We start from the raw sequence: 20,877 nt of genomic DNA on the forward strand, positions 1-20,877 counted from the left end.
CATCGTAAAACCTGAGTACTGCCTGATTTTTCACAGAATTTTTGCAGACCGGCCTTGATTATGGTCAAGTCCGGGCCTTGAGCGCGCTCGTCGTCAGTGAACCACTAAAAAAGACTAACAAGGCATGCCATGGCGCATGACCTTTGGGGGAAGCATGGATTTTTGGACCGCCATACAGGCATTTATTCTTGGCGTAGTGGAGGGGCTTACGGAGTTCCTGCCGATCTCAAGCACCGGCCACCAGATTATCGTCGCCGACTTGCTCGACTTCGGTGGCGAGCGTGCCATGGCGTTCAACATCATCATCCAGCTCGGCGCGATCCTGGCGGTGGTATGGGAGTTCCGGCGCAAGATCCTCGATGTGGTCACGGGCTTGCCGACCCAGCGCAACGCTCAGCGGTTTACCGTCAACCTGCTGATCGCGTTCCTGCCGGCAGTGGTGCTGGGAGTGATCTTCGCCGACTTGATCCACCATTACCTGTTCAACCCGATCACCGTGGCCACGGCCCTGGTGGTGGGCGGCATCGTCATGTTGTGGGCCGAGCGCCGTGAGCATGAAGTGCATGCCGAGAGCGTTGATGAGATCACCTGGAAAGATGCGCTCAAGGTTGGCTTTGCCCAGTGCCTGGCAATGATCCCCGGAACATCGCGCTCCGGCTCGACCATTATCGGCGGCCTCTTGTTCGGCCTGTCGCGCAAGACCGCCACCGAGTTTTCATTCTTCCTGGCCATGCCCACCATGGTCGGCGCGGCGGTGTACTCGGGCTACAAGTACCGCGACCTGTTCCAGCCAGCCGACTTGCCGGTGTTCGCCATCGGTTTTGTCACCTCGTTCATTTTCGCGATGATTGCGGTCAAGGGCCTGCTCAAGTTCATCGCCAGCCACAGTTACGCAGCGTTTGCCTGGTACCGCATCGGGTTTGGCCTGCTGATCCTGGCGACCTGGCAGTTCGGCTGGATCGACTGGGCTGCGGCCAAGGCATGACGATCCAGCACCCACGCTTGAAGGCGGCGATTTTTATGCTGCTGTGCGCGGCGCCGTTACTGGGGGCGCTGTTGGTGTGGTGGCGCGGTGAAACCGTGCTCCCGCTGGCGGCCTATGGCGTGGTCAGCGTGCTGGCGTTTTTCCTGTACTGGAATGACAAGCGCAAGGCGCGTGCCGACGCCTGGCGCATCCCGGAAAACATCCTGCACGCCGTGGAACTGGCGGGCGGTTGGCCGGGGGCGTTGATTGCCCAGCAGGTCTTCCGGCACAAGACGCGCAAGGTGTCCTATCAGGTGCTGTTCTGGGTGATCGTGCTGCTGCACCAGGTGTTCTGGCTGGACCAGATGTTCCTCGGTGGCACCTTGTTGTCAGTGTTCTAGCCGCAAGCCGATCTGCGTGCGCTTGGGCAGTTTGCTCACCACCAGTTGGTGGGAACGCTGCAACAAACCACGCAACTCCTCGGCGCCCAGCGGGTAGGGCGTGTGCATGATGATCCACTGCGCGCGCGCCAGGTACGGCGCGGGGTGAATGCCGGGGCGATCGACATGGCCCAGGAACAGGGCCTTATCGACCTTGAACGCCAGCGAGTCGCCGCGCAGGTTCTGCAACGCGAACATCTTGTTGCCGGCAATCGAGAACACGCGCACGCCGCCCCATTTATAGTCTTCCCGCGCGCCCGGCAGGCTCAGGCAGAATTGGGCGACTTGTTCTTCCGTCATCTTCATAGCAAACGCTCCCCGCAGCTTTTGAAGCCTTCTTCCAGGTAATCGATCCAGGCACGAATGGCTGGCAGCACACCCCGGCGATGCGGGTACACGGCCTGCAGCCAGCCACCCGGCAAGGACCATTGCGGCAGCAGTTGCACCAGGCGACCGTTGGCCAACTCTTCTTCGCAATACATCATCGGCAGCACGGTAAAGCCCAGGCCGATGATGGCGCAGGCCTTGCGCACATTGAAGTCATCAATGCCCAGGCGTGCCTCCATTGCCAGCTCGTGCGGGTTGCCGTCGGGGTCGAGAATGCGCTGATGCACCATCCGGTCCGCCTCCAATGCGCCGAGTATCGGCAGCTGCTTGAGGTCATCGAGGGTGCGGGCCTGCCGGCCGTGTAAAAAGTTGGGGCTGGCAACCAGCACGGTCTGGGCAGGGCGCAGGCGCTTGGTCACCAGCAGTGGGTCCTCATCGCCCGACTCACGCACGCGCAGGGCCACATCGATACCCTCAGCGACCAGGTCGACACGGCGGTTGACCAGGGTCATTTCCAATTGAACCTGAGGGTAAGTGGCCAGAAACCCGGCGATCAGGTCCGGCATCATGTTTTGTGCCAGGCCCACCGGGCACGTCACCCTTAACCGCCCACGGGGCTCGCTGGACATGCTGGCCACGGCCTCATCGGCCATTTCCGCTTCCAGCAGCATTGCCTGGCAGTGGCGCAGGTAGCGTTCGCCGACGGCGGTGAGGGTCAACTGGCGGGTGGTGCGTTGCAGCAGGCGCGCGCCCAGGCGTTCTTCGAGCTCGGCGATGCGCCGCGACAGCCGTGACTTGGGAATGCCCAACAGCCGCCCGGCGGCCGCGAAACCGCCGGCTTCGACGACTTTGGCGAAATAGTAGAGATCGTTGAGGTCTTGCATGGTGAATCCATTGTCCTGTCAGTGGGACAAACTATCGCATTGCAGGCGACTTATCGACTATTGCTTTCATGCGTAGCATCACCCCCATCTGATCGCCACTGTCGATCCCATCACGGAGATCCACCATGAAACTGTTGCATATCGATTCCAGCATCCTCGGTGACAACTCGGCTTCGCGTCAGCTCAGCGCTGGCGTGGTCAAGGCCTGGCAAGCGGCTGAGCCGGGTATTGAAGTGACGTACCGCGATCTGGCCAGCGAGGGTATCAATCACTTCTCCGGCGCCACCCTGGGGGCACTGGGCACTGCTGCGGAACTGCGCGATGCCGCGCAAAAGCATGAGGCTGAGCTGAGTGCTTCGTCGCTGGCTGAGTTCCTGGCTGCCGACGCCATCGTAGTGGGCGCGCCGATGTACAACTTCACCATCCCGACCCAGCTCAAAGCCTGGATCGACCGCATCGCCGTCGCCGGCCAGACCTTCCAGTACACCGAAGCCGGTCCGGAAGGCCTGTGCGGCAACAAGAAAGTCATCATCGTGTCGACTGCCGGCGGCATGCATGCCGGTCAAGCGTCTGGCGCTGCCCATGAAGGCTACCTGAAGCTGCTGTTTGGCTTCCTCGGTATCACCGATATCGAAATCGTGCGCGCCGAAGGTTTGGCCTATGGTGATGAAGTACGCAGCAAATCCATGAGCGACGCCAATGTACTGATTAACGAACAATTGTTCGCTGCCGCGTAAGGCTTGTGTAAATTTTCAGCTTCGCTCGGTTTCAATCTGAAACCGAGCGCCTAAACTCTGTATTCTGCTTGCTTGAACGCGAGCGGGGTATGGAGTTTTTTGGTTTACCCGCGGTCTTTTTTAAAGTGGCCCAGGTTGTGCAGGCATGGGTTCAACACCCTGGACTTTTCAGGTGACATGTCGGTTCTCACGCAGCGAAGGTGGACGTCCCATGATGCGTCTTTGTGCTGTTCTGGTTCTCTCCCTGCTTGGCGGCCTGATTTCAGTGCACGCTGCGCCCGCGCCGCACCCGCATTGGAGTGTGGGCTTCCATCGCATGACCTTTCTCGACCCGCTGGATCTGCAGCCGATGAAGGCGATCGCGTTCTACCCGTCCACCGACGTTGAACACATCAGCCAGGTCGGGCCATATCACATCGCCGCCACGCGAGACGCGAAGATCGCCATTGGCCGTTTCCCGATGCTGATGCTGTCCCATGGCAACACCGGCACGCCGCTGGCCTTGCATGACCTGGCCACGTCGCTGGCGCGCAAAGGGTTTGTGGTCGTGGCGGTGCTGCATCCGGGGGACAACTACAGGGATCACAGCCGCCTGGGCACGCTGAGCAACCTGTATGGGCGGCCGATCCAGATATCCGAAGCCATCACCGCCACCCTGGGCGACCCGATGCTGTCGCCGTTCGTCAATATCGACCAAATAGGGGTTATCGGCTATTCGGCCGGCGGTGAAACCGCGTTGATTCTGGCGGGCGCCAAGCCGGATTTCGATCGTTTGCGGCGCTACTGCCAGGAGCGTCCGGAGGACCGCGACGCCTGCACCACCAAAGGCGAGCTGGTGATGGACCGTGACGACTTGCAGCCGCAATCCGACCCGCGCATCCACGCGCTGATGTTGATGGCGCCGCTGAGCCTGATGTTTGGTCGCCACACCCTGGCCGATGTGCATGTGCCGGTGTTGCTCTACAGCGGCGACGGCGACAAGCTGGTGGCGGTGGACAAAAACGCCGCCGCCCTGGCGCGCAAGCTGCCGGAGCCGCCGGACTTCAAGCTGTTGGCCGGGGCCGGTCACTTCGTGTTCATGGCGCCGTGCGACAGCGACCAGCTGGCGAGCATGCCGGCGATCTGCACCGACGCCGATGGCGTCGACCGCGAGGGCATCCACCGTGACCTGGTGTCCGAGGCCGGGCGCTTTTTCACCCACACCCTTGGCCAGTCCACCCGCGCCGGCTTGCAGACCGCTGATCAGTAAGCGCCGCGCTTGAGCAGCAGGGTCAGGCCCAGGGCCATGATCGACAACAGCGCCGCGCAGAAGAAAATCCAGCCGTAGCCGAGGTTCAGCGCCACGAACCCCATCAGTGGGCCGGCAATGGCCAGGGCCAGGTCAAAGAACACCGCATACGCACTCAAGCCCGCGCCACGGCTACTGTTGGGCACCTGCTTGATCGCCTCCACGCCCAGCGCCGGGTACACCAGCGACAAGCCAACGCCGGTCAGCCCTGCGCCGATCAGGGCCACGCCGGTGGACGGCGCGAGCCACAACAGGCTCAGCCCCACGGTCTCGATGGTCATGCAGGCAATGGCCGCGCGAAAACCGCCAAGGCGGCTGATGGCAGAAATAAACACCAGGCGCGCCAGGATAAAGCACACCCCGAACACCGTGAGACAGTACGCCGCGCCGCTCCAGCCGCGATTGACGTAGTAGAGGGTAATAAAGGTGGTGAGCGTGCCATAGCCAATCGAGGCCAGGCACAGGCTGGCACCAAACGGTGCGATGCGCCCGAATACCGCCCAGAACGGCAACCGCTCGCCGCGCACCACCGGCACCGATGGCTTGTTGCGGATCAGCACCAGCCCCAACGCGGCCAATAGCGCCAAGGCAAGCCCAAGGCTGGGGTAGCCATAGTCGGCAACCATCACCACTCCCAGCGGCGCGCCGATGGCGATGGCGCCATAGGAGGCGATGCCATTCCATGAGATCGAGCGCGCGGTGTGTTCGGCGCCGACCTGGCCCATGCACCAGCTGATAGTGCCCACGCCGATCAGCCCTTGGGCCACGCCCAGCAACAGGCGCGCGGCGATCAGAATGGCCAGGCTCAAGCTGGGTGCGCTCTCGACCAGGGTGGCGAAAAACGTCAATACGCCGCTGAGCAGAATGCCGGCCAACCCCAGCACAATCGAACGCTTGGTGCCCACGTTGTCCGACATGCGCCCGGCCATGGGGCGGCTGAGCAACGTGGCCAGGTACTGCGAACCGATGACCAGCCCTGCCACCACGGCGCTGAAGCCCAGCTGCTCATGCACATAGCCCGGTATCACCGCGATCGGCAGGCCGATGCAGATAAAGGCGATGAAGGTATAGAACACGATGGAGACGATCTGCAAGGTGATCGACAGGGAGGAGGGGGCGGCGACAGGCATGGGCACTCATTCGCGGGCGGGCGGTGAGGGCATCATGGCAAGAGCGTGGGAGAAAAGAAAGCAGCCTAACTACTTAGTCGGTGCGCTGAACGCGCTGTTGTGATTGAGCCGGATACTTTTGCAGCAGGCTTGGGCTGCGCTTGGCTGCACAGCAGCTCCAATAAAAAACACCGCGTTGTGCCTGGCACAACGCGGTGTTTGGTTTTAGGGCTGTTGCGCAGCCCGGCGCAGGGCAAGCCTGCTCACTACCGCTGATTAGAACACGACGCCCTGGCTGCGCAGGTAGTCGTCGTAGGTGCCGCTGAAGTCGATCACGCCGTTGGCGCTCAACTCGATGATGCGGGTGGCCAGGGACGAAACGAACTCACGGTCGTGGCTGACGAAGATCAGCGTGCCCGGGTAGTTCTCCAGCGCCAGGTTCAGCGCCTCGATGGACTCCATGTCCAAGTGGTTGGTCGGTTCGTCCATGATCAGCACGTTCGGCTTTTGCAGGATCAGCTTGCCGAACAGCATGCGACCTTGCTCACCCCCGGAGATCACCTTGACCGACTTGAGGATCTCGTCGTTGGAAAACAGCATGCGGCCCAGGGTGCCACGGATCATTTGCTCGCCTTGAGTCCATTGGCCCATCCAGTCGAACAGGCTCATGTCGTCTTCGAAGTCGTGGGCGTGGTCCTGGGCGTAGTAGCCCAGCTCGGCGGCGTCGGTCCACTTGATGCTACCGGCATCCGGCGTCAGTTCGTTGACCAGGGTACGCAGCAGGGTGGTCTTGCCGATACCGTTCGGGCCGATGATCGCTACGCGCTCGCCGGCTTCTACCTGGAAGCTGAAGTCCTTGAACAGCGGCTTGCCGTCGAAGCCCTTGGCCATGCGCTCGACGATGACCGCCTGGCGGTGCAGCTTTTTGGTTTGCTCGAAACGGATGAACGGGCTCACACGGCTCGAAGGCTTGACCTCGGCCAGCTGGATCTTGTCGATCGCCTTGGCGCGGGAGGTGGCCTGCTTGGCTTTCGAGGCGTTGGCCGAGAAGCGGCTGACGAAGGATTGCAGTTCGGAGATCTGCGCCTTCTTCTTGGCGTTGTCCGACAGCAGTTGCTCGCGGGACTGGGTCGCCACGGTCATGTACTCGTCGTAGTTGCCCGGGAACAGGCGCAGCTCGCCGTAGTCCAGGTCAGCCATGTGGGTGCACACGCTGTTCAGGAAGTGACGGTCGTGAGAGATGATGATCATCAGGCTGGAACGCTGGGTCAGGATGTTTTCCAGCCAGCGGATGGTGTTGATATCCAGGTGGTTGGTCGGTTCGTCGAGCAGCAGCACTTCCGGGTCGGAGAACAGCGCCTGGGCCAGCAATACGCGCAGCTTCCAGCCTGGGGACACTTCGCTCATCGGGCCGAAGTGCTGTTCCAGGGGGATGCCCAGGCCCAGCAGCAGCTCGCCGGCACGGGATTCGGCGGTGTAGCCGTCCATCTCGGCGAACTCGGTTTCCAGCTCGGCGACGGCCATGCCGTCGTCTTCGCTCATTTCCGGCAGCGAGTAGATACGGTCGCGCTCGGCCTTGACCTTCCACAGCTCTTCGTGGCCCATGATCACCGTGTCGAGCACGGTGAATTCTTCGTAGGCGAACTGGTCCTGGCGCAGTTTACCCAGGCGCACATTCGGCTCCAGCATGACCTGGCCGCCGGACGGATCGAGGTCGCCACCGAGGATTTTCATGAAGGTCGACTTGCCGCAACCGTTGGCACCGATCAAACCATAACGGTTGCCGGCGCCGAACTTGACCGAGACATTCTCGAAGAGAGGCTTGGCGCCGAACTGCATGGTGATGTTAGCTGTGGAGATCAATTACTTTACCTATCAATGGGTTGCGAGCATGGCGGCAGGCGCCGTCAGGCATGCATCAACAGCGACATCAAGGCGCGAAACCCGGTCGCTGAGCAAAAAATGGGGGATGTGTGTTGGAATTTGGCGCGCATTGTCGCATATGTCAGGCGACAGTTGTATGGCACGCGAAAGATGGCTTGGCCAAGGTCTCCGGCATCGCCAGCCATAACAGCGCCAACGCCACGGCCGCTACGCCGGCCAGGGTCAGGAACGCGGCGTTGTAGCCGGCCTGCTGCACCACGAAACCGGCCAGGCTGCTGCTCAGTGCCGCGCCCAGGCCAAACACCGTGGACAATGCGCCCAGGCTCACGTTGAATCGCCCGGTGCCCTGGGTGAGGTCTTTGACGATCACCGGGAACAGCGCGCCGAAAATGCCCGCGCCGATGCCGTCGAGCATCTGCACCGCCACCAGCCAATAGGGGTCGTTGTACACGGTGTACAGCACGCCGCGCAGCGGCAGGATCATGAACCCGAGCAGCAACAGTGGCTTGCGCCCCCACACGTCGGCCTTGGCGCCCACCAGCCAGGCCATCGGCACCATCACCAATTGCGCGGCAACGATGCACGCCGAGGTCAGCGGCGTGGCCATCTGCAGGTTGATCTGCGAAAGCTTCTGGCTCACCAATGGCAGCATCGCGGCGTTGGCCAGGTGAAACAGCGCGCAGCAGATGGCGAACAACAGCAGCGGGCGGTTAGCCAGCAGGGTTTTTATGCCGGACGGCTGTTCATGGTCCGTGTGATGGGCAGGATCGAAGCCACGGGCGACATCGTGGTCGATGGCCTTGGCCGAGACGCCACAGACCGCGACGACACTGGCCACTGCCATGAAGGCCATCAGGTAGAACACCACCACCGGCCCGAACAGGTACGCCAGGCCACCGGCCAAGAGCGCGGCCACGGCATTGCCGGCGTGGTTGAAGGTTTCGTTGCGTCCGGTACGGCGAGTAAAGGCCCGTGGCCCGGTGATGCCCAGGGAAATGGCGGAAATCGCCGGCGCGAACACGGAGGCGGCGACGGCGCTGGCGGCCTGGGTCAGCGCCACCCAGCCAAATGAGCTGACAAAGGGCAGCATCAGGCAACTGGCGGTGACCAGCACAGCCGCCACCGCGATCACCGCGCGCTTGCTACGGGTGCGATCGATCAGCGCGCCCGCCGGGCCCTGGGTGATCAAGGCGGCGATGCCCGCGAGGGTCATGACGACGCCGATGCTGGCCGGGTCCCACTTGTGTACGGCCAGCAGGTAAATCGCCAGGTAGGGTCCAAGACCGTCGCGGACATCCGCCAGGAAGAAGTTCAGGCTGTCCAGGGACAAGGTATTACGCAGGTCGGAATGTTTGGCCACGGCGCGGTCTTCGAAGAGGGCAGTCAACGGCTGAGCACCCATGGCGTTACTGACCTGCGGGCTCTGGATTAAGTTTCCTACGCGGCTCGGGGTTTTAATCCTTAGACGATTGGCTTATTTTCTGAATCCCGCTGTAACGACTAATTGGAGACGCAATGGACATGCCCTCAGCTCAACAGGCGATTGCCTGTAACAAGGACGCCTGGGACCAATCCGCCGGCCTGCATAAGGCCACTGACACCTGGACCGCATTGTTGAGCAGTGTTGGCCGTGCCGATTTTTCTTGCCTGGACCCAACCCTCACGGGGCTGTTGCACGACATCGGTGTCGCCGACAAGGATGTGGTGCAACTGTGTTGCAACAACGGCCGCGAAAGCCTGTCGCTGTTTGGCCTGGGCGCCCGTTCGGTGGTGGGCGTCGACCAGTCCCGGGCCTTTCTCGAGCAGGCGCATGAGCTTGCCGGTATGTCGCCCCACAACCCCGAATTTATCGAAAGTGATATTCACCAATTGCCCGCGCGCTTGCACGAACGCTTTGATATCGCGCTGGTGACCATCGGCGTGCTCGGCTGGATGCCGGATGTGGCGCTGTTCATGCGCCATGTCGCCAGTACCCTGAAGCCTGGCGGCACCTTGGTGATGTATGAAACCCACCCGTTCCTCGAGGTGTTCGACCCCAGGGCCGACAACCCGCTGTTGCCCGCCAATTCGTACTTCCAGAGTGAGCCTTTCATGCTGCGCGAGGCGATCGTCTATGAAGGCCAGGGCGAGGTGGCAGGCCCGACCTCCTATTGGTTCGTGCATACCCTGGGGGATGTGGTAAACGCCGCAATCTGCGCCGATTTACAGATCGGCCACCTGCAGGAGTATGCGCACTCCAACCGCGAAGAACTTTACGATCTATATGAGCACCAGCCCGCGCAACTGCCGCTGTGCTTTACCTTGACGGCCACCAAGCGGCCGGCCTGAGCCGGTTTTGTCCGGGCCCCAAAAAGCCCGCGAGGGGCAGCGGGCCAAGGGATTCACTTGCGTACGAACGTACGCATCGTTTGGCCTGGGCCTGTACGGAATACCGTGGGTCTGGGCATGCCTTCATCGGCTGCAATAAACGCGAACTCACGCCCTTCAAGCCGATAACTGGCGGGGAGTTGTTTGCCCGCGTCATCCCCCATGGCGTCCACCCACGTGATGCTTTTGGGGTGGGTGCTGCTGTCGAGGAAAAAACGGCCTGCCAATAACAGCTCGCCATCCACCGTTCGCACTTCAAATTGGTCTCCTTTGATTGTGGTGACCGCGCCGGGAGCGGTGTGAGCGTCCGGCGGGTTCAGGACACCGTTGTCCTCAAGAGAGATTTGTTCCCAGGTGCCTTGGAGCGCCTGCCAGTCCGTGTCGGAGGTCGATTGCATAAAAGTCCATTTTTCAACGTCGTGTGCCAGGGGCACGTTACATGTGCGAGGAAAATCAGAGGTGTCTGAAATGATCTGTAGGGGGTTTCGTATTTTTAGCCTGAGTAACAGAATTTTTCCTTCGCTAGCAGTTATTTAACAAACTTTTGACTACTCTTGTGCGACTTGGGTAGGCAATGAGCGACTCTGCTATAGGAATACTCATTTCAATGAACCATAAATAAAACTAAATAGCAGTGGATTTTTCCTCAGGCTAAGTGGTCAGACTGCCATTGACGAGCCTGCTCGTCGGGTATCGAGGGCGTTGTCCCGGATGCCATGAGAGCAGTGGCTTATTAGTGGCATTTTTTAAGGTGGCGTGCATTTTGAATCGAACTTCCCCGCTTAACAATGCTTCAGCATCAGACGAAATAGACCTTTTTGAACTGCTTTACGCAATCTGGCGGCAAAGAAAGTGGGTGGCCGGTTGTATGATCCTCGCGGGGGCGCTCGGCACGATCTACGCGTTTGTAGCGCCCAAAACCTACGAAGTCAGCAGCGTATTGCGTCCGGCGGCCATCAATGAACTGGATGCGTTGAACCGTTCCGAGGTCTACAAGTTGCCTCCGGCGGATGCGCTGGCGAAGGTAGGTTCACAACTGGAATCCTATGAGGCGAGGCTCGGATTTTTCAAATCCCATGAGCAATTGTTCGCAGCCTTCCAAAAGCCTGGTCAGAGCCTTGAGCAGAGCTTTGAGGATTTCAACCGCAACTCGGTCAATTTGATTCTGCCTGATCCAAAAAAGGCCGGCTCCTTGAGCAACTACATCCGCCTCGAGTTGAGCTACCCGGCCGATGTGGATGGCGTAGCCATTCTTAACGGCTTCGTTGATTACGCAATTGCTACCGAGCGTGAACAGGTAGGCGCGGACCTCAAAGTGATCGTCAATAACCGCCTGAATGAGCTCAAAGGCAAGATTGACGCGGCCCGCTCCAACTACGAAACCGAAAAAGAGTCGAAGATCGCCAAGCTGCTGGAGGCCGACCGGCTCAAGCGTGCGCAGTTGCAGGACGAGCTCAGTGCCTTGCGCCTGCAAATGAAGATGGAGCGTACCAACCGTCTCGCAGAGTTGACGGAAGCCATTGGTATTGCCAAGTCCATGGGCATCAAGACGCCTACGACGCCGTCCTCCATGGCCGATGCAAGCCGAAGTGGGTCGGGCCAGGTCATGCGCACCGAGGTCAATAATCAGAAGATCCCTCTTTTCTTCCTGGGGACCGAAGCGCTTGAAGCCGAGCGTGTAGCCTTGCAGCAGCGCACCAGCGACGACTTCACCAACCCTCGCATCGCCGAGATAGGCAAGGAAATTCAGTTGTTGGAGGTGAACCGCGAGGTTGAGTTGTTGCGCAAGCGCGACAACGAGGACATCTTCCTGCAGGATGTCGAGCCGCTTCGGGCTGAGGTTGCACGCTTACGCAATCTCAACATCGACATGAGCAACCTCAAGCTGGTCACCATCGATCGTCGCGCTCAGGAACCGCTGGCCCCGATCAAACCGAAAAAGCTGTTAGTGATTGTCATGAGCATGGTCGCAGGGTTGGTATTGGGCTTGCTGATCGCATTGGGTCGTCACTTCGTCCTCACACAACGTAAAGCCATTCCTTATTCGTCAGTGCATGAAGGTCGTTTGTCTCGCGATCAGGACAAGGATAATAATCCGCTGCTTTAGAACAGAAGAGCTTGCGTCAGGGCAAGCTCTTCGTGCCTCTTCAGTCCAGTCAGAGACAGTTTTTCACAATTGCTAGTTAACTTTTGGTTACAAATTGTGGCTAAATAACCACTGATGGTCACGATCCGGCTGCAGCCCAGCCGGTCGTGCCGACGGTGTGAATTGTGATTTCAGGTGCTGCCATCCATCCTCGGCCGTTGTGGGCACGCAGGAGCAGCCTGTTCTCTTCTGACATGTGACGAAATCCTTTGAAACTCATCATTGTTGTGCTCTACGTTGCCTGTATTGCGTATGTACACCTGCGTGGCAGGGTACGACACAAGCTGGGCCGTCAGCTCAGTGATCATTCGACCTTCCTGGCGCCGATCAACTGCTTTCTGTACCTGTTCTCCAAACAGCCCAGCCGCCCCTATCTATCGCCCAGCGATTTTCCCGACCTGAGCCCCTTGCAGGAACATTGGCAAGAGATTCGCCAGGAAGCCCAGAACCTGCTGCGAGCAGGGGAGATCAAACGCTCGAACCAGTACAACGACGTTGGCTTCAACTCGTTTTTCAAGTCGGGCTGGAAGCGTTTCTATCTCAAGTGGTACGGCGACAGTCACCCCTCGGCGATGAAATTATGCCCGCGTACCACGCAGTTGGTGCAAGGCATCGGCTCGATCAAGGCGGCCATGTTCGCCGAGCTGCCGCCAGGCTCCAAGCTGGTGCGCCACCGCGATCCGTATGCCGGCTCCTATCGTTATCATCTGGGCCTGGACACGCCGAACGATCCGGGCTGCTACATCAATGTCGACGGTGAAAGCTACTCCTGGCGCAACGGTGAGGCGGTGATGTTCGATGAGACCTATATCCATTTCGCCGAAAACACCACACAGCAGAACCGCATCATCCTGTTTTGCGACATCGAACGGCCGATGAAATACCGCTGGGCGGCCGCCTTCAATCGCTGGTTCAGCCGCACGGTGATGGCCGCCGCAGGCTCGCCCAACGATGCCGGCGACAGGACCGGCGGGCTCAACCGTGCCTTTACCCGTCTGTACAAGATACGTTTGCGCGGCAAGGAACTGAAAAAACGCAAACGCACGCGCTACTACCTCGAGAAATGGGCGATCTTCGCTGCACTGGCGGCCATCTTCCTGCTGATCTGAGGCCTGGCCGGGCGCCCCTTCACTGCGGGGGCTGGGCGCCCAGTTTGTCCCACATTTTCTTGCTGATCTTCTGCCGATTGGCATACCCGGCCCACGGATTGTCCTTTAGACCCTGCAAGCGCTGCTGCAGGTTGGCCACCGTCCATTGCTGGGCACTGCGCAACCCCGCCAACTCCTCGCGACTGACCGGCACTGACACCGGCAGCCCCGGCCGTGCCCGTACCGAATAGGCCGCCACGGTACTGGCACCGCGGGCATTGCGCAGGTAATCGATGAAGATCTTGCCCACGCGGTTTTTCGGCCCGGAGGTGGCGGTAAAACGCTCGGGCAATTGCGTGGTCATGAACTGCGCGATGGCCTTGGCAAAGGCTTTGACCGTGTCCCAACCATCACGCCGCGCCAACGGTACGATCAGGTGCAAGCCTTTACCGCCGCTGGTTTTGACGAACGCCTCGAGGCCCAACTCGTCCAGTACCGATAAGGTCAACTGTGCCGCCTCCAGCATGCTTTTCCACGGCAGCGCCGGGTCTGGGTCTAGATCGAGCACAAACAGGTCCGGGGTTTCGATCTTGTCCGAGGTGGCGGCCCAGGTATGCAGCTCAATAGTGCCCATCTGCACCGCGCCGATCAGGGCCTGGGCATTGTCGATTTCCATCAGGCGCGCGTGGCCGGGGTCCAGTGCCGGGTCCAATTGCTTGATATGTGGAATCGCCAGGTGTTCGGAGTGTTTCTGGAAGAACTGTTCTCCCTCTACACCCTCTGGCGCCCGCAGCAATGCCACCGGGCGGTGACGCAGGAAGGGCAGGATCCACTCGCTGATGTCGTGGTAGAACTGCGCCAATTGTTGTTTTTGCGTGCCGCTTTGTGCGTCGATCACCCGCTCGGGGTGGGTGATATTCACCGTGCCACTGGTTTTTTTGGCCTTCAGTGTTTTAGCGGCGCGCGGTTGTTCATGCACGATCTGCGCAGCCGGCTTATCGGTGCGCATCCCCACAAATGCGGCCTGGCGCACCACACCCTCACGGGTCCATTCGGTAAATTGCACTTCGCCCACCAATGTCGGCTCCACCCAGTGCACGCCGCGCGCCTGGGCGCTGGTCAATGGCGTGCTCAGTGGCGAGCGCTTGCTTTCCAGCGGCTGGAGTTGCGCGTAGATGTTGTTCAGTGACGCCTGGTCAAAACCGGTGCCCACGCGGCCGGCGTACACCAGCCCGGCATCGGCATTGACCGCCAGCAACAAGGCGCCAAAACCGCTGCGCGAACCTTGGGGGCGGGTATAACCGACGATCACGAACTCCTGGCGCAAGCGACATTTGAGCTTGATCCAGTCGGCGTTGCGGCTGGACACATACGGGCTGCCCAGGCGCTTGCCGATCACGCCTTCCAACGCCAGGTCGCAGGCGCTTTCGAAGATATCCCGATGATTGGCAGTGAAGGCTTCGGAAAAGCGCAGCAGTTTACTCCGGCTACCGGCCAGCGCGGCCTTGAGCGCGGCGCGGCGATCCTCCACGGGCACCTGGCGCTGATCCTGGCCATTGAGGAATGGCGCGTCGAACAGGTAATAGACAATGTCCAGGCTACGGCCGATATCAAACGCATTCTGCAGCGCCTGAAAATCCGGCAAACCGTCACCGTTGAGGCTGACCACTTCACCATCCAGCCAGCTGTCCTTGAGCTTGAGAGCCTGCAGCGCCTTGACCTGGCGCGGCAAGCGCTCGGTCCAGTCGTGACCGTTGCGTGTGAAAAGCCGCACTTCGCCGTCGCGTATGCGCGCCAGCATGCGATAGCCGTCGAACTTGATTTCATACTGCCAGTCGCCCTCGGGGGCGCGGTCCACCAGGGTTGCCAGCTGAGGGGTGAATTGGTCGGGGAGGGCGGCAGTGCGGGCGTTGGCTTTCTTCCTGGCCGCCTTGGGCTTGGGGGTGCCAATCGACGCATCACTGAGCACACTGTTCGGCTCGGCCTGCACGATGTCGTAATCGGCGGCGGGGCGTGCCTGCGGGTCCTTCTCCTTGATCAACAGCCATTGTTCCTTGTCGCCACTGCCCTTCAAGCGGGTACGCACAAGCGCCCAGTCGCCGGAGAGTTTTTCGCCGATCAGGGTGAAAGTGAGTTTGCCGGCGGCGTAGGCCTTGCGTGGGTCCTCGTGGGGTTGCCATATGCCACGGTCCCAGACGATCACATCGCCAGCGCCGTATTGGCCGGCCGGGATGCTGCCTTCGAAGCTGCCATAACCTAAGGGATGGTCCTCAACGTGTACCGCCAGGCGTTTCTGCGTCGGGTCCAGGCTGGGACCTTTGGGCACGGCCCAGCTTTTGAGCACGCCGTCGAGCTCAAGGCGAAAATCATAGTGCAGGTTGCGCGCGTCGTGTTTCTGCACCACGAACGCCAGCGCCGAGGCCTTGCGCTTACCTGCGGGCGCGCTGCCGGAGGGTTCCGCGGTGATCTCGAAGTCGCGCTTGCGTGTGTATTCACTCAGGGGCTTTGCCATGTCTGTCTCCAACCGATGGCGGGCTCAAGAGGCCTTTTTCGAGGATTTTTTCGCGACCGTTTTTTTGGCCGCCGGTTTACCGGCCAGGCTGCGTTTGAGCAGGTCTGTCAGGTCGATCACATCTGCCGACTTGCGCTCTTCGCTCGTCTGCTGGGATTCCACGTCTTCGATCTTGCCGGCCTTGGCCTTTTTCGCCACCAACGCCATGATCTTTTCCTGAAAGGTATCGCGGTACTCCTCGGGCTGCCAGTCGGCGCTCATGTCTTCCACCAGGCGCTTGGCCATGTCCAGTTCGCCCTTGGCCAGGCTGGGCTTGATCACATCGTTGCCCAGCTCCAGTTCATCCAGGCCGCGCACCTCGGCGGGCCAGCGCAGCATCACCAGCACCAGGGCCGACTCCAGAGGCATCAGCGCCGCCAGGTGTTGCTTGGTGTGCAGCACCACATTGGCCAGGGCGACCTTGCCGGTTTTTTTCAGGGTTTCGCGCAGTAAAGCGTAGACCTTGCCGCCACGTTTATCCGGGGCCAGGAAGTAGGGTGTGTCGATGTTCTGCAGCGGGATCTGGTCGCTGGCAACGAAGGCGATGATGTCGATGGTCTGGGTGGACTTGGGATGGGCCGCGCGAATGTCTTCTTCGCTGAGTACCACATAGCGGCCTTTCTCAAAGGCCACGCCCTTGACGATATTGTCTTTGGTGACTTCCTTGCCGGTGGTCTTGTTGATGCGCTTGTAGCCCACCGGGTCCATGCTGCGCTTGTCCAGCCAGTCGAAGTCCACGCTTTGGGAGGTAGTGGCCGAGACCAGCGACACCGGGATATGCACCAGTCCGAAACTGATGGCGCCTTTCCAGATTGCCCGTGGCATAAGTGCGATTCCTTAAAGAAGAAGCAGTGTGCTGGTGACTCGAAAGCCATGGAAAAAGTTTCGACGGCCAGATACGCGGACAGATCGTGTTACAACCGATGAGGAAGTATTTAGTGAGCAGGCCGAACCCCTGGCGTTGCGTGTTATCGAAAACACGTACTGCTCGTCTCCGAGAGGCTTTGTCATGAACAACTGTTTACGTTTCCTGGGTGCGGTAGCGCTGGGCCTTGCCCTGATGTCACTGGCGCAGGCGCAAGACCTGCCTGGCAACCACAACGCCGACAACGGCCCTGTTCACCGGGCCAACCCAAACAGCATGCAGGGCACCCAGCCCAATGCGCCGGCGATTCGCGGTATTCAAACCGGGCCGACACCGCGCACGCCGACCCTGGAAAACGGCGGTATCGGTAACCGCTATCCCCAGCGCGAAGCGGCCCCCAGCCGCCCGGCCACCGACACCAAAGCCCCCACTTATGACGCCAATGGCAATCGCCGGTAAGGACTTGTCTTATGTTGCTACGCAAAACCCTGTTAGCCGTCCTGTGTGCAACCGCGCTGACGGCTGTTCACGCTGCCGATTCGCAGTCATTCCCAAGCGAGCAAGGCAGTATCACTCTCACTCCGATCGCCAAGGGCCTGGACCATCCGTGGGCCGTGGCGTTTCTGCCCGATCAGCAAGGCTTCCTGGTGACGGAACGCCCCGGCCACCTGCGCTTTGTCAGCCCGGACGGCAAGCTGTCCGCGCCGTTGAGCGGCGTGCCAGAGGTGTGGGCCAAGGGGCAGGGCGGCTTGCTCGACGTGGTGCTGTCGCCGGATTTCAAACAGGACCGTACGGTTTACCTGTCGTACGCCGAAGGGGGCGGCACGGGCGGTACGGCTGGCACCGCCGTGGGTCGTGGGCGTCTGGCGGCCGACCTCAGTGGCTTGAGTGATTTCAAGGTGATCCTGCGCCAGGAACCGAAACTGTCCACCGGCAACCACTTTGGTTCGCGCCTGGCCTTTGATCGCAATGGCTATCTGTTCGTGACCCTCGGGGAGAACAACGATCGGCCCACCGCCCAGGACCTGGACAAGCTGCAAGGCAAGATCGTGCGCATTTACCCGGATGGCCGCGTGCCGGATGACAACCCGTTTGTGGGCCAGGCAGGTGTCCGCCCCGAGATCTGGTCCTACGGCCAGCGCAACCCGCAGGGGCTGGCGCTGAACCCTTGGAGTGGCACGATCTGGGAAAATGAACACGGCCCCCGTGGCGGCGATGAGGTGAATATCATCGAACGTGGCAAGAACTACGGCTGGCCGTTGGCGACCCACGGCATCAACTATTCGCTGACACCGATCCCCGAAGCCAAGGGCAAGACGGTGCAAGGCACGGTAGCGCCGCACCATGTATGGGAAAAGTCACCGGCCATCAGTGGCATGGCGTTCTATGACGCCGACCGTTTCAAGGCCTGGCAGCACAACCTGTTTATTGGCGCGCTGGCCAGCCAGGAACTGATTCGGCTGCAGTTCGAGGGTGACAAGGTGATCCATGAGGAGCGCTTGCTCGGTGGCCTGAAGGCGCGTATCCGCGATGTGCGGCAGGGGCCGGATGGTTTTCTGTATGTGCTCACCGATGAGCGTGACGGCGTGCTGTATCGGGTAGGCCTGACTCAGGACTAATGTGCGGGAGCCGGTCAGCCAGCTCCCACCGTGGGCCGCGCAAGCCTTACAGCCCGAGTTCGGATAAGCCCGGATGATCATCCGGGCGCCGGCCCAACGGCCAGTGGAACAACCGCTCGCTTTCCTGGATGGGCTTGTCGTTGATGCAGGCAAAGCGGTGGGCCATCAGGCCATGCGCGTCAAACTCCCAGTTTTCGTTGCCGTAGGAACGGAACCAGTTGCCGGAGTCGTCACGCCATTCATAGGCGTAGCGCACCGCGATGCGATTGTCGGTAAAGGCCCACAGCTCCTTGATCAAGCGGTACTCCAGTTCCTTGGCCCATTTACGGGTGAGAAAGGCCTTGGCTTCTTCGCGGCTATGGGCGAATTCGGCGCGGTTACGCCACTGGGTGTCCAAGGTGTAGGCCAGGGATACCCGTTGCGGGTCGCGGGAGTTCCAGCCATCTTCGGCCAGGCGGACCTTCTCGATTGCCGACTCGCGGGTAAAGGGCGGCAAAGGTGGGCGTGTTTCTACGGTAGTGGACATATCATGGCTCCTGTTTTAACGAAGTTGCGCCGGAGTGCGTTGGCAGCCCCAATAATGTTCGCGCCATGCCTTGCGCGTTATCGGCGGCGGTAGAGTCGCCCATCACCAGGGCAACGGTAATGGCGCCATCGATCAGGATCAGCAGTTGCGCGGCCTGCCGCTCGGGGTCGGGGGTGCCATGTGCTTGACACAGCTCAAGTGCGTACTCGAACAATTTCTGTTTGTGGGCCTTGGCCAGCAAGCGCACCGGGTCGCACGGGTCGCCGGTTTCGCCGCTGGTGTTGATGAAGGCGCAGCCGCGAAAGTCGGCCGAGCCAAACCATGTCTTCAAGGCGCTGAACAGCGCGAGCAAGCGCTCGCCGCTGCCATCGACGCGTTCCACTTCGTCGCGCAGCCATTGCAGCCAACGTTCGTCGCGGCGTTGCAGGGCGGCGATCACCAATTCATCTTTATTGGCGAAATAGCGGTAGATACTTTTTCTCGAGACGCCGGCGGTTTTCACCAGAAAATCCATGCCTGTGGCGGCGATGCCGTGGCGATAGATCAACTTCTCGGTGACATCGAGGATAATGTCGCGGGTTTCGTTACCAGTCATATCGTTCATGTCGCGTAAAGTAGAACGATCATTCTTCTTGGTCAATGAATTTTTTCCATACCCGGCAGCGAGACCTGGGCAACCCCATGGTGTAAGCTCTGGGCCTCTTCGGATTCGACCCATTGCGAGCCTTATGCCGTCGTTCTTCAAGCGTTCCCTGTTGCCCAAATTGCGCGGTTTCCCCCTGACGCCTGACGCCATTGACGTACTGTCCGGCGCGGATGCGTTTCGCCGCTGCCTGCTGGAGCAAATCCCCCAGGCCACCCGGCGTATCTACATCGTTGCGCTGTATTTGCAGCAGGACGAAGCCGGGCAGGAGATCTACGATGCCCTTCACGCCGCCAAGGCCGCCCGCCCGGAGCTGGATATCGTGGTGGTGGTGGACTGGCTGCGTGCCCAACGCGGGCTGATCGGCGCCGGCAAGCAGCCGGGCAACAGCGCGTGGTACCAGGCCATGACCCAGCGCCATGCCAGCGAAGTGCCGGTGTATGGCGTACCGGTGCAAACCCGCGAACTGTTTGGCGTGCTGCACCTCAAGGGGTTCGTGATCGACGACAGCGTGCTGTACAGCGGCGCCAGCCTGAACAATGTGTACCTGCACAAGTTCGACAAGTACCGCTTCGACCGTTACCACCTGATCCACAACAAACCTTTGGCCGACTCGATGCAGCATCTGGTGGAACATGGCCTGGTGGCGTCCAAGGCCGTACATCGTCTCGACCTGCCGAACCCGCCGACCACCCGTAGCCTGCGCAACGACATCGGCGACTTGCGCAGCCGCCTCAAGCACGCGGCTTATGACACCACGGCGGGCCAGTTGCCCAACGGCCAGCTGTCGGTCAGCCCGCTGTTGGGGGTGGGCAAGAACAATCCGCTGAGCCGGGTGATCCTCGAGCTGATCGCCAGCGCGCGGCAGCAACTGACCATCTGCACCCCTTACTTCAACCTGCCGCTGCCAGTAACCCGCGAAATCAATCGTGCCCTGGCACGGGGCGTGAAGATCGACATCATCGTCGGCGACAAGACCGCCAACGACTTCTACATCCCGCCCAGCGAGCCGTTCAAGGTCATCGCGGCACTGCCCTACCTGTACGAAATCAGCCTGCGCCGCTTTGCCAAGCGCCATCAGCCGATGATCGACACCGGCCAGCTCAACCTGCACCTGTGGCGTGACGGCGAGAATACCTACCACCTCAAGGGCATGTGGATCGACCAGCGCTACACCTTGCTCACCGGCAACAACCTCAACCCGCGCGCGTTCCGTCTCGACCTGGAAAACGCCTTGCTGATCGATGATCCCCAGGGCGAGTGGCTGGAGCCGCGCAGTGTCGAGCTGGCGCAGATTTTCCAGCACACCACGCGTATCGAGCGGTACCAGCAATTGCAGACGCTGCTGGATTACCCGGAGGCGGTCGGCAAGTTCCTGCGCCGGGTCAGTCGGGTACGGATCGAGCGGTTGCTCTACCGCATCTTGTAGAGCTGAGCCC

The 20,877-nt window shown here is 60.6% G+C and carries 20 protein-coding genes; 10 read left to right on the plus strand and 10 right to left on the minus strand.

Features of this window, described 5'->3' with window-relative positions; all coding sequences use genetic code 11:
* Positions 1 to 154: 154 nt before the first annotated feature.
* Positions 155 to 985, plus strand: coding sequence for an undecaprenyl-diphosphate phosphatase (locus AB4O05_RS17395; protein ID WP_460136370.1), 831 nt, complete (start codon positions 155 to 157; stop codon positions 983 to 985).
* Positions 982 to 1,365: a DUF1294 domain-containing protein gene (locus tag AB4O05_RS17400; protein ID WP_460136368.1), complete on the plus strand. Its 384-nt coding sequence runs from the start codon at positions 982 to 984 to the stop codon at positions 1,363 to 1,365. The genes AB4O05_RS17395 and AB4O05_RS17400 overlap by 4 nt, the downstream gene beginning before the upstream one ends.
* On the opposite strand, the gene AB4O05_RS17405 is transcribed toward AB4O05_RS17400, so the two are convergent.
* Both AB4O05_RS17405 and AB4O05_RS17410 read right to left on the minus strand, forming a co-directional pair.
* Entirely contained in the window at positions 1,354 to 1,710 is a 357-nt protein-coding gene (locus AB4O05_RS17405; RefSeq protein ID WP_460136366.1) for an MmcQ/YjbR family DNA-binding protein, read from the minus strand. The two genes, AB4O05_RS17400 and AB4O05_RS17405, sit on opposite strands and share 12 nt — an antisense overlap.
* A complete protein-coding gene (locus AB4O05_RS17410) occupies positions 1,707 to 2,615 on the minus strand; it encodes a LysR substrate-binding domain-containing protein (protein ID WP_460136364.1) in 909 nt (302 codons plus the stop codon). Before AB4O05_RS17410 ends, AB4O05_RS17405 begins: the two co-directional genes overlap by 4 nt.
* 125 nt (positions 2,616 to 2,740) lie before the next feature.
* Here AB4O05_RS17410 and AB4O05_RS17415 point away from each other — a divergent pair, with 125 nt between their 5' ends.
* Both AB4O05_RS17415 and AB4O05_RS17420 read left to right on the plus strand, forming a co-directional pair.
* Positions 2,741 to 3,352, plus strand: coding sequence for an FMN-dependent NADH-azoreductase (locus AB4O05_RS17415; RefSeq protein ID WP_460136363.1), 612 nt, complete (start codon positions 2,741 to 2,743; stop codon positions 3,350 to 3,352).
* 211 nt (positions 3,353 to 3,563) lie between these two features.
* Complete coding sequence (locus tag AB4O05_RS17420) at positions 3,564 to 4,601, plus strand: alpha/beta hydrolase family protein (protein ID WP_460136361.1); 1,038 nt, start codon at positions 3,564 to 3,566, stop codon at positions 4,599 to 4,601.
* On the opposite strand, the gene AB4O05_RS17425 is transcribed toward AB4O05_RS17420, so the two are convergent.
* The 3 genes from AB4O05_RS17425 to AB4O05_RS17435 form a co-directional block, all read right to left on the minus strand.
* A complete protein-coding gene (locus AB4O05_RS17425; protein ID WP_460136359.1) occupies positions 4,595 to 5,770 on the minus strand; it encodes an MFS transporter in 1,176 nt (391 codons plus the stop codon). The two genes, AB4O05_RS17420 and AB4O05_RS17425, sit on opposite strands and share 7 nt — an antisense overlap.
* A gap of 255 nt (positions 5,771 to 6,025) precedes the next feature.
* Positions 6,026 to 7,612 carry an ABC-F family ATPase gene (locus tag AB4O05_RS17430; RefSeq protein ID WP_460136357.1) on the minus strand — a complete coding sequence of 529 codons (1,587 nt, stop codon included), beginning with the start codon at positions 7,610 to 7,612 and terminating at the stop codon, positions 6,026 to 6,028.
* Between the two features lie 142 nt (positions 7,613 to 7,754).
* Positions 7,755 to 8,993 carry an MFS transporter gene (locus tag AB4O05_RS17435; protein WP_460137558.1) on the minus strand — a complete coding sequence of 413 codons (1,239 nt, stop codon included), beginning with the start codon at positions 8,991 to 8,993 and terminating at the stop codon, positions 7,755 to 7,757.
* A 155-nt stretch (positions 8,994 to 9,148) separates the two neighbouring features.
* On the opposite strand from AB4O05_RS17435, the gene AB4O05_RS17440 reads away from it, so the two are divergent.
* The gene (locus AB4O05_RS17440) at positions 9,149 to 9,961 is read left to right on the plus strand and encodes a class I SAM-dependent methyltransferase (protein WP_460136355.1); all 813 of its coding nucleotides are present in this window, start codon (positions 9,149 to 9,151) and stop codon (positions 9,959 to 9,961) included.
* A gap of 53 nt (positions 9,962 to 10,014) precedes the next feature.
* Here the strand turns inward: AB4O05_RS17440 and AB4O05_RS17445 are convergent, their stop codons facing one another.
* Entirely contained in the window at positions 10,015 to 10,398 is a 384-nt protein-coding gene (locus tag AB4O05_RS17445; protein ID WP_460136353.1) for a TIGR03067 domain-containing protein, read from the minus strand.
* A 365-nt stretch (positions 10,399 to 10,763) separates the two neighbouring features.
* On the opposite strand from AB4O05_RS17445, the gene AB4O05_RS17450 reads away from it, so the two are divergent.
* Together AB4O05_RS17450 and lpxO are read left to right on the plus strand one after the other, a co-directional pair.
* The gene (locus AB4O05_RS17450; protein WP_460136351.1) at positions 10,764 to 12,107 is read left to right on the plus strand and encodes a Wzz/FepE/Etk N-terminal domain-containing protein; all 1,344 of its coding nucleotides are present in this window, start codon (positions 10,764 to 10,766) and stop codon (positions 12,105 to 12,107) included.
* Between the two features lie 248 nt (positions 12,108 to 12,355).
* Positions 12,356 to 13,255 carry a lipid A hydroxylase LpxO gene (gene lpxO, locus AB4O05_RS17455; protein WP_460136349.1) on the plus strand — a complete coding sequence of 300 codons (900 nt, stop codon included), beginning with the start codon at positions 12,356 to 12,358 and terminating at the stop codon, positions 13,253 to 13,255.
* 19 nt (positions 13,256 to 13,274) lie between these two features.
* Here lpxO and ligD read toward each other — a convergent pair whose 3' ends face one another.
* Both ligD and ku read right to left on the minus strand, forming a co-directional pair.
* Positions 13,275 to 15,746, minus strand: a complete 2,472-nt coding sequence (gene ligD, locus AB4O05_RS17460; RefSeq protein ID WP_460136348.1) for a DNA ligase D — start codon at positions 15,744 to 15,746, stop codon at positions 13,275 to 13,277.
* A gap of 24 nt (positions 15,747 to 15,770) precedes the next feature.
* A complete protein-coding gene (ku, locus tag AB4O05_RS17465) occupies positions 15,771 to 16,610 on the minus strand; it encodes a non-homologous end joining protein Ku (RefSeq protein ID WP_460136346.1) in 840 nt (279 codons plus the stop codon).
* A gap of 184 nt (positions 16,611 to 16,794) precedes the next feature.
* Between ku and AB4O05_RS17470 the strand changes: the two genes are divergently transcribed.
* Both AB4O05_RS17470 and AB4O05_RS17475 read left to right on the plus strand, forming a co-directional pair.
* Complete coding sequence (locus tag AB4O05_RS17470) at positions 16,795 to 17,109, plus strand: hypothetical protein (protein WP_460136345.1); 315 nt, start codon at positions 16,795 to 16,797, stop codon at positions 17,107 to 17,109.
* A gap of 11 nt (positions 17,110 to 17,120) precedes the next feature.
* Positions 17,121 to 18,269, plus strand: a complete 1,149-nt coding sequence (locus AB4O05_RS17475) for a PQQ-dependent sugar dehydrogenase (RefSeq protein WP_460136344.1) — start codon at positions 17,121 to 17,123, stop codon at positions 18,267 to 18,269.
* A gap of 46 nt (positions 18,270 to 18,315) precedes the next feature.
* Here AB4O05_RS17475 and AB4O05_RS17480 read toward each other — a convergent pair whose 3' ends face one another.
* Positions 18,316 to 18,795: a nuclear transport factor 2 family protein gene (locus AB4O05_RS17480; protein WP_460136342.1), complete on the minus strand. Its 480-nt coding sequence runs from the start codon at positions 18,793 to 18,795 to the stop codon at positions 18,316 to 18,318.
* 1 nt (position 18,796) lies between these two features.
* Positions 18,797 to 19,399 (minus strand): TetR/AcrR family transcriptional regulator, encoded by a 603-nt coding sequence (locus AB4O05_RS17485; protein ID WP_460137556.1) that lies wholly within the window; start codon positions 19,397 to 19,399, stop codon positions 18,797 to 18,799.
* 124 nt (positions 19,400 to 19,523) lie between these two features.
* On the opposite strand from AB4O05_RS17485, the gene pssA reads away from it, so the two are divergent.
* Entirely contained in the window at positions 19,524 to 20,867 is a 1,344-nt protein-coding gene (gene pssA, locus AB4O05_RS17490; protein WP_460136341.1) for a CDP-diacylglycerol--serine O-phosphatidyltransferase, read from the plus strand.
* The last annotated feature ends 10 nt before the right edge of the window (positions 20,868 to 20,877 follow it).

Source organism: Pseudomonas sp. S1_G07 (assembly GCF_054668565.1).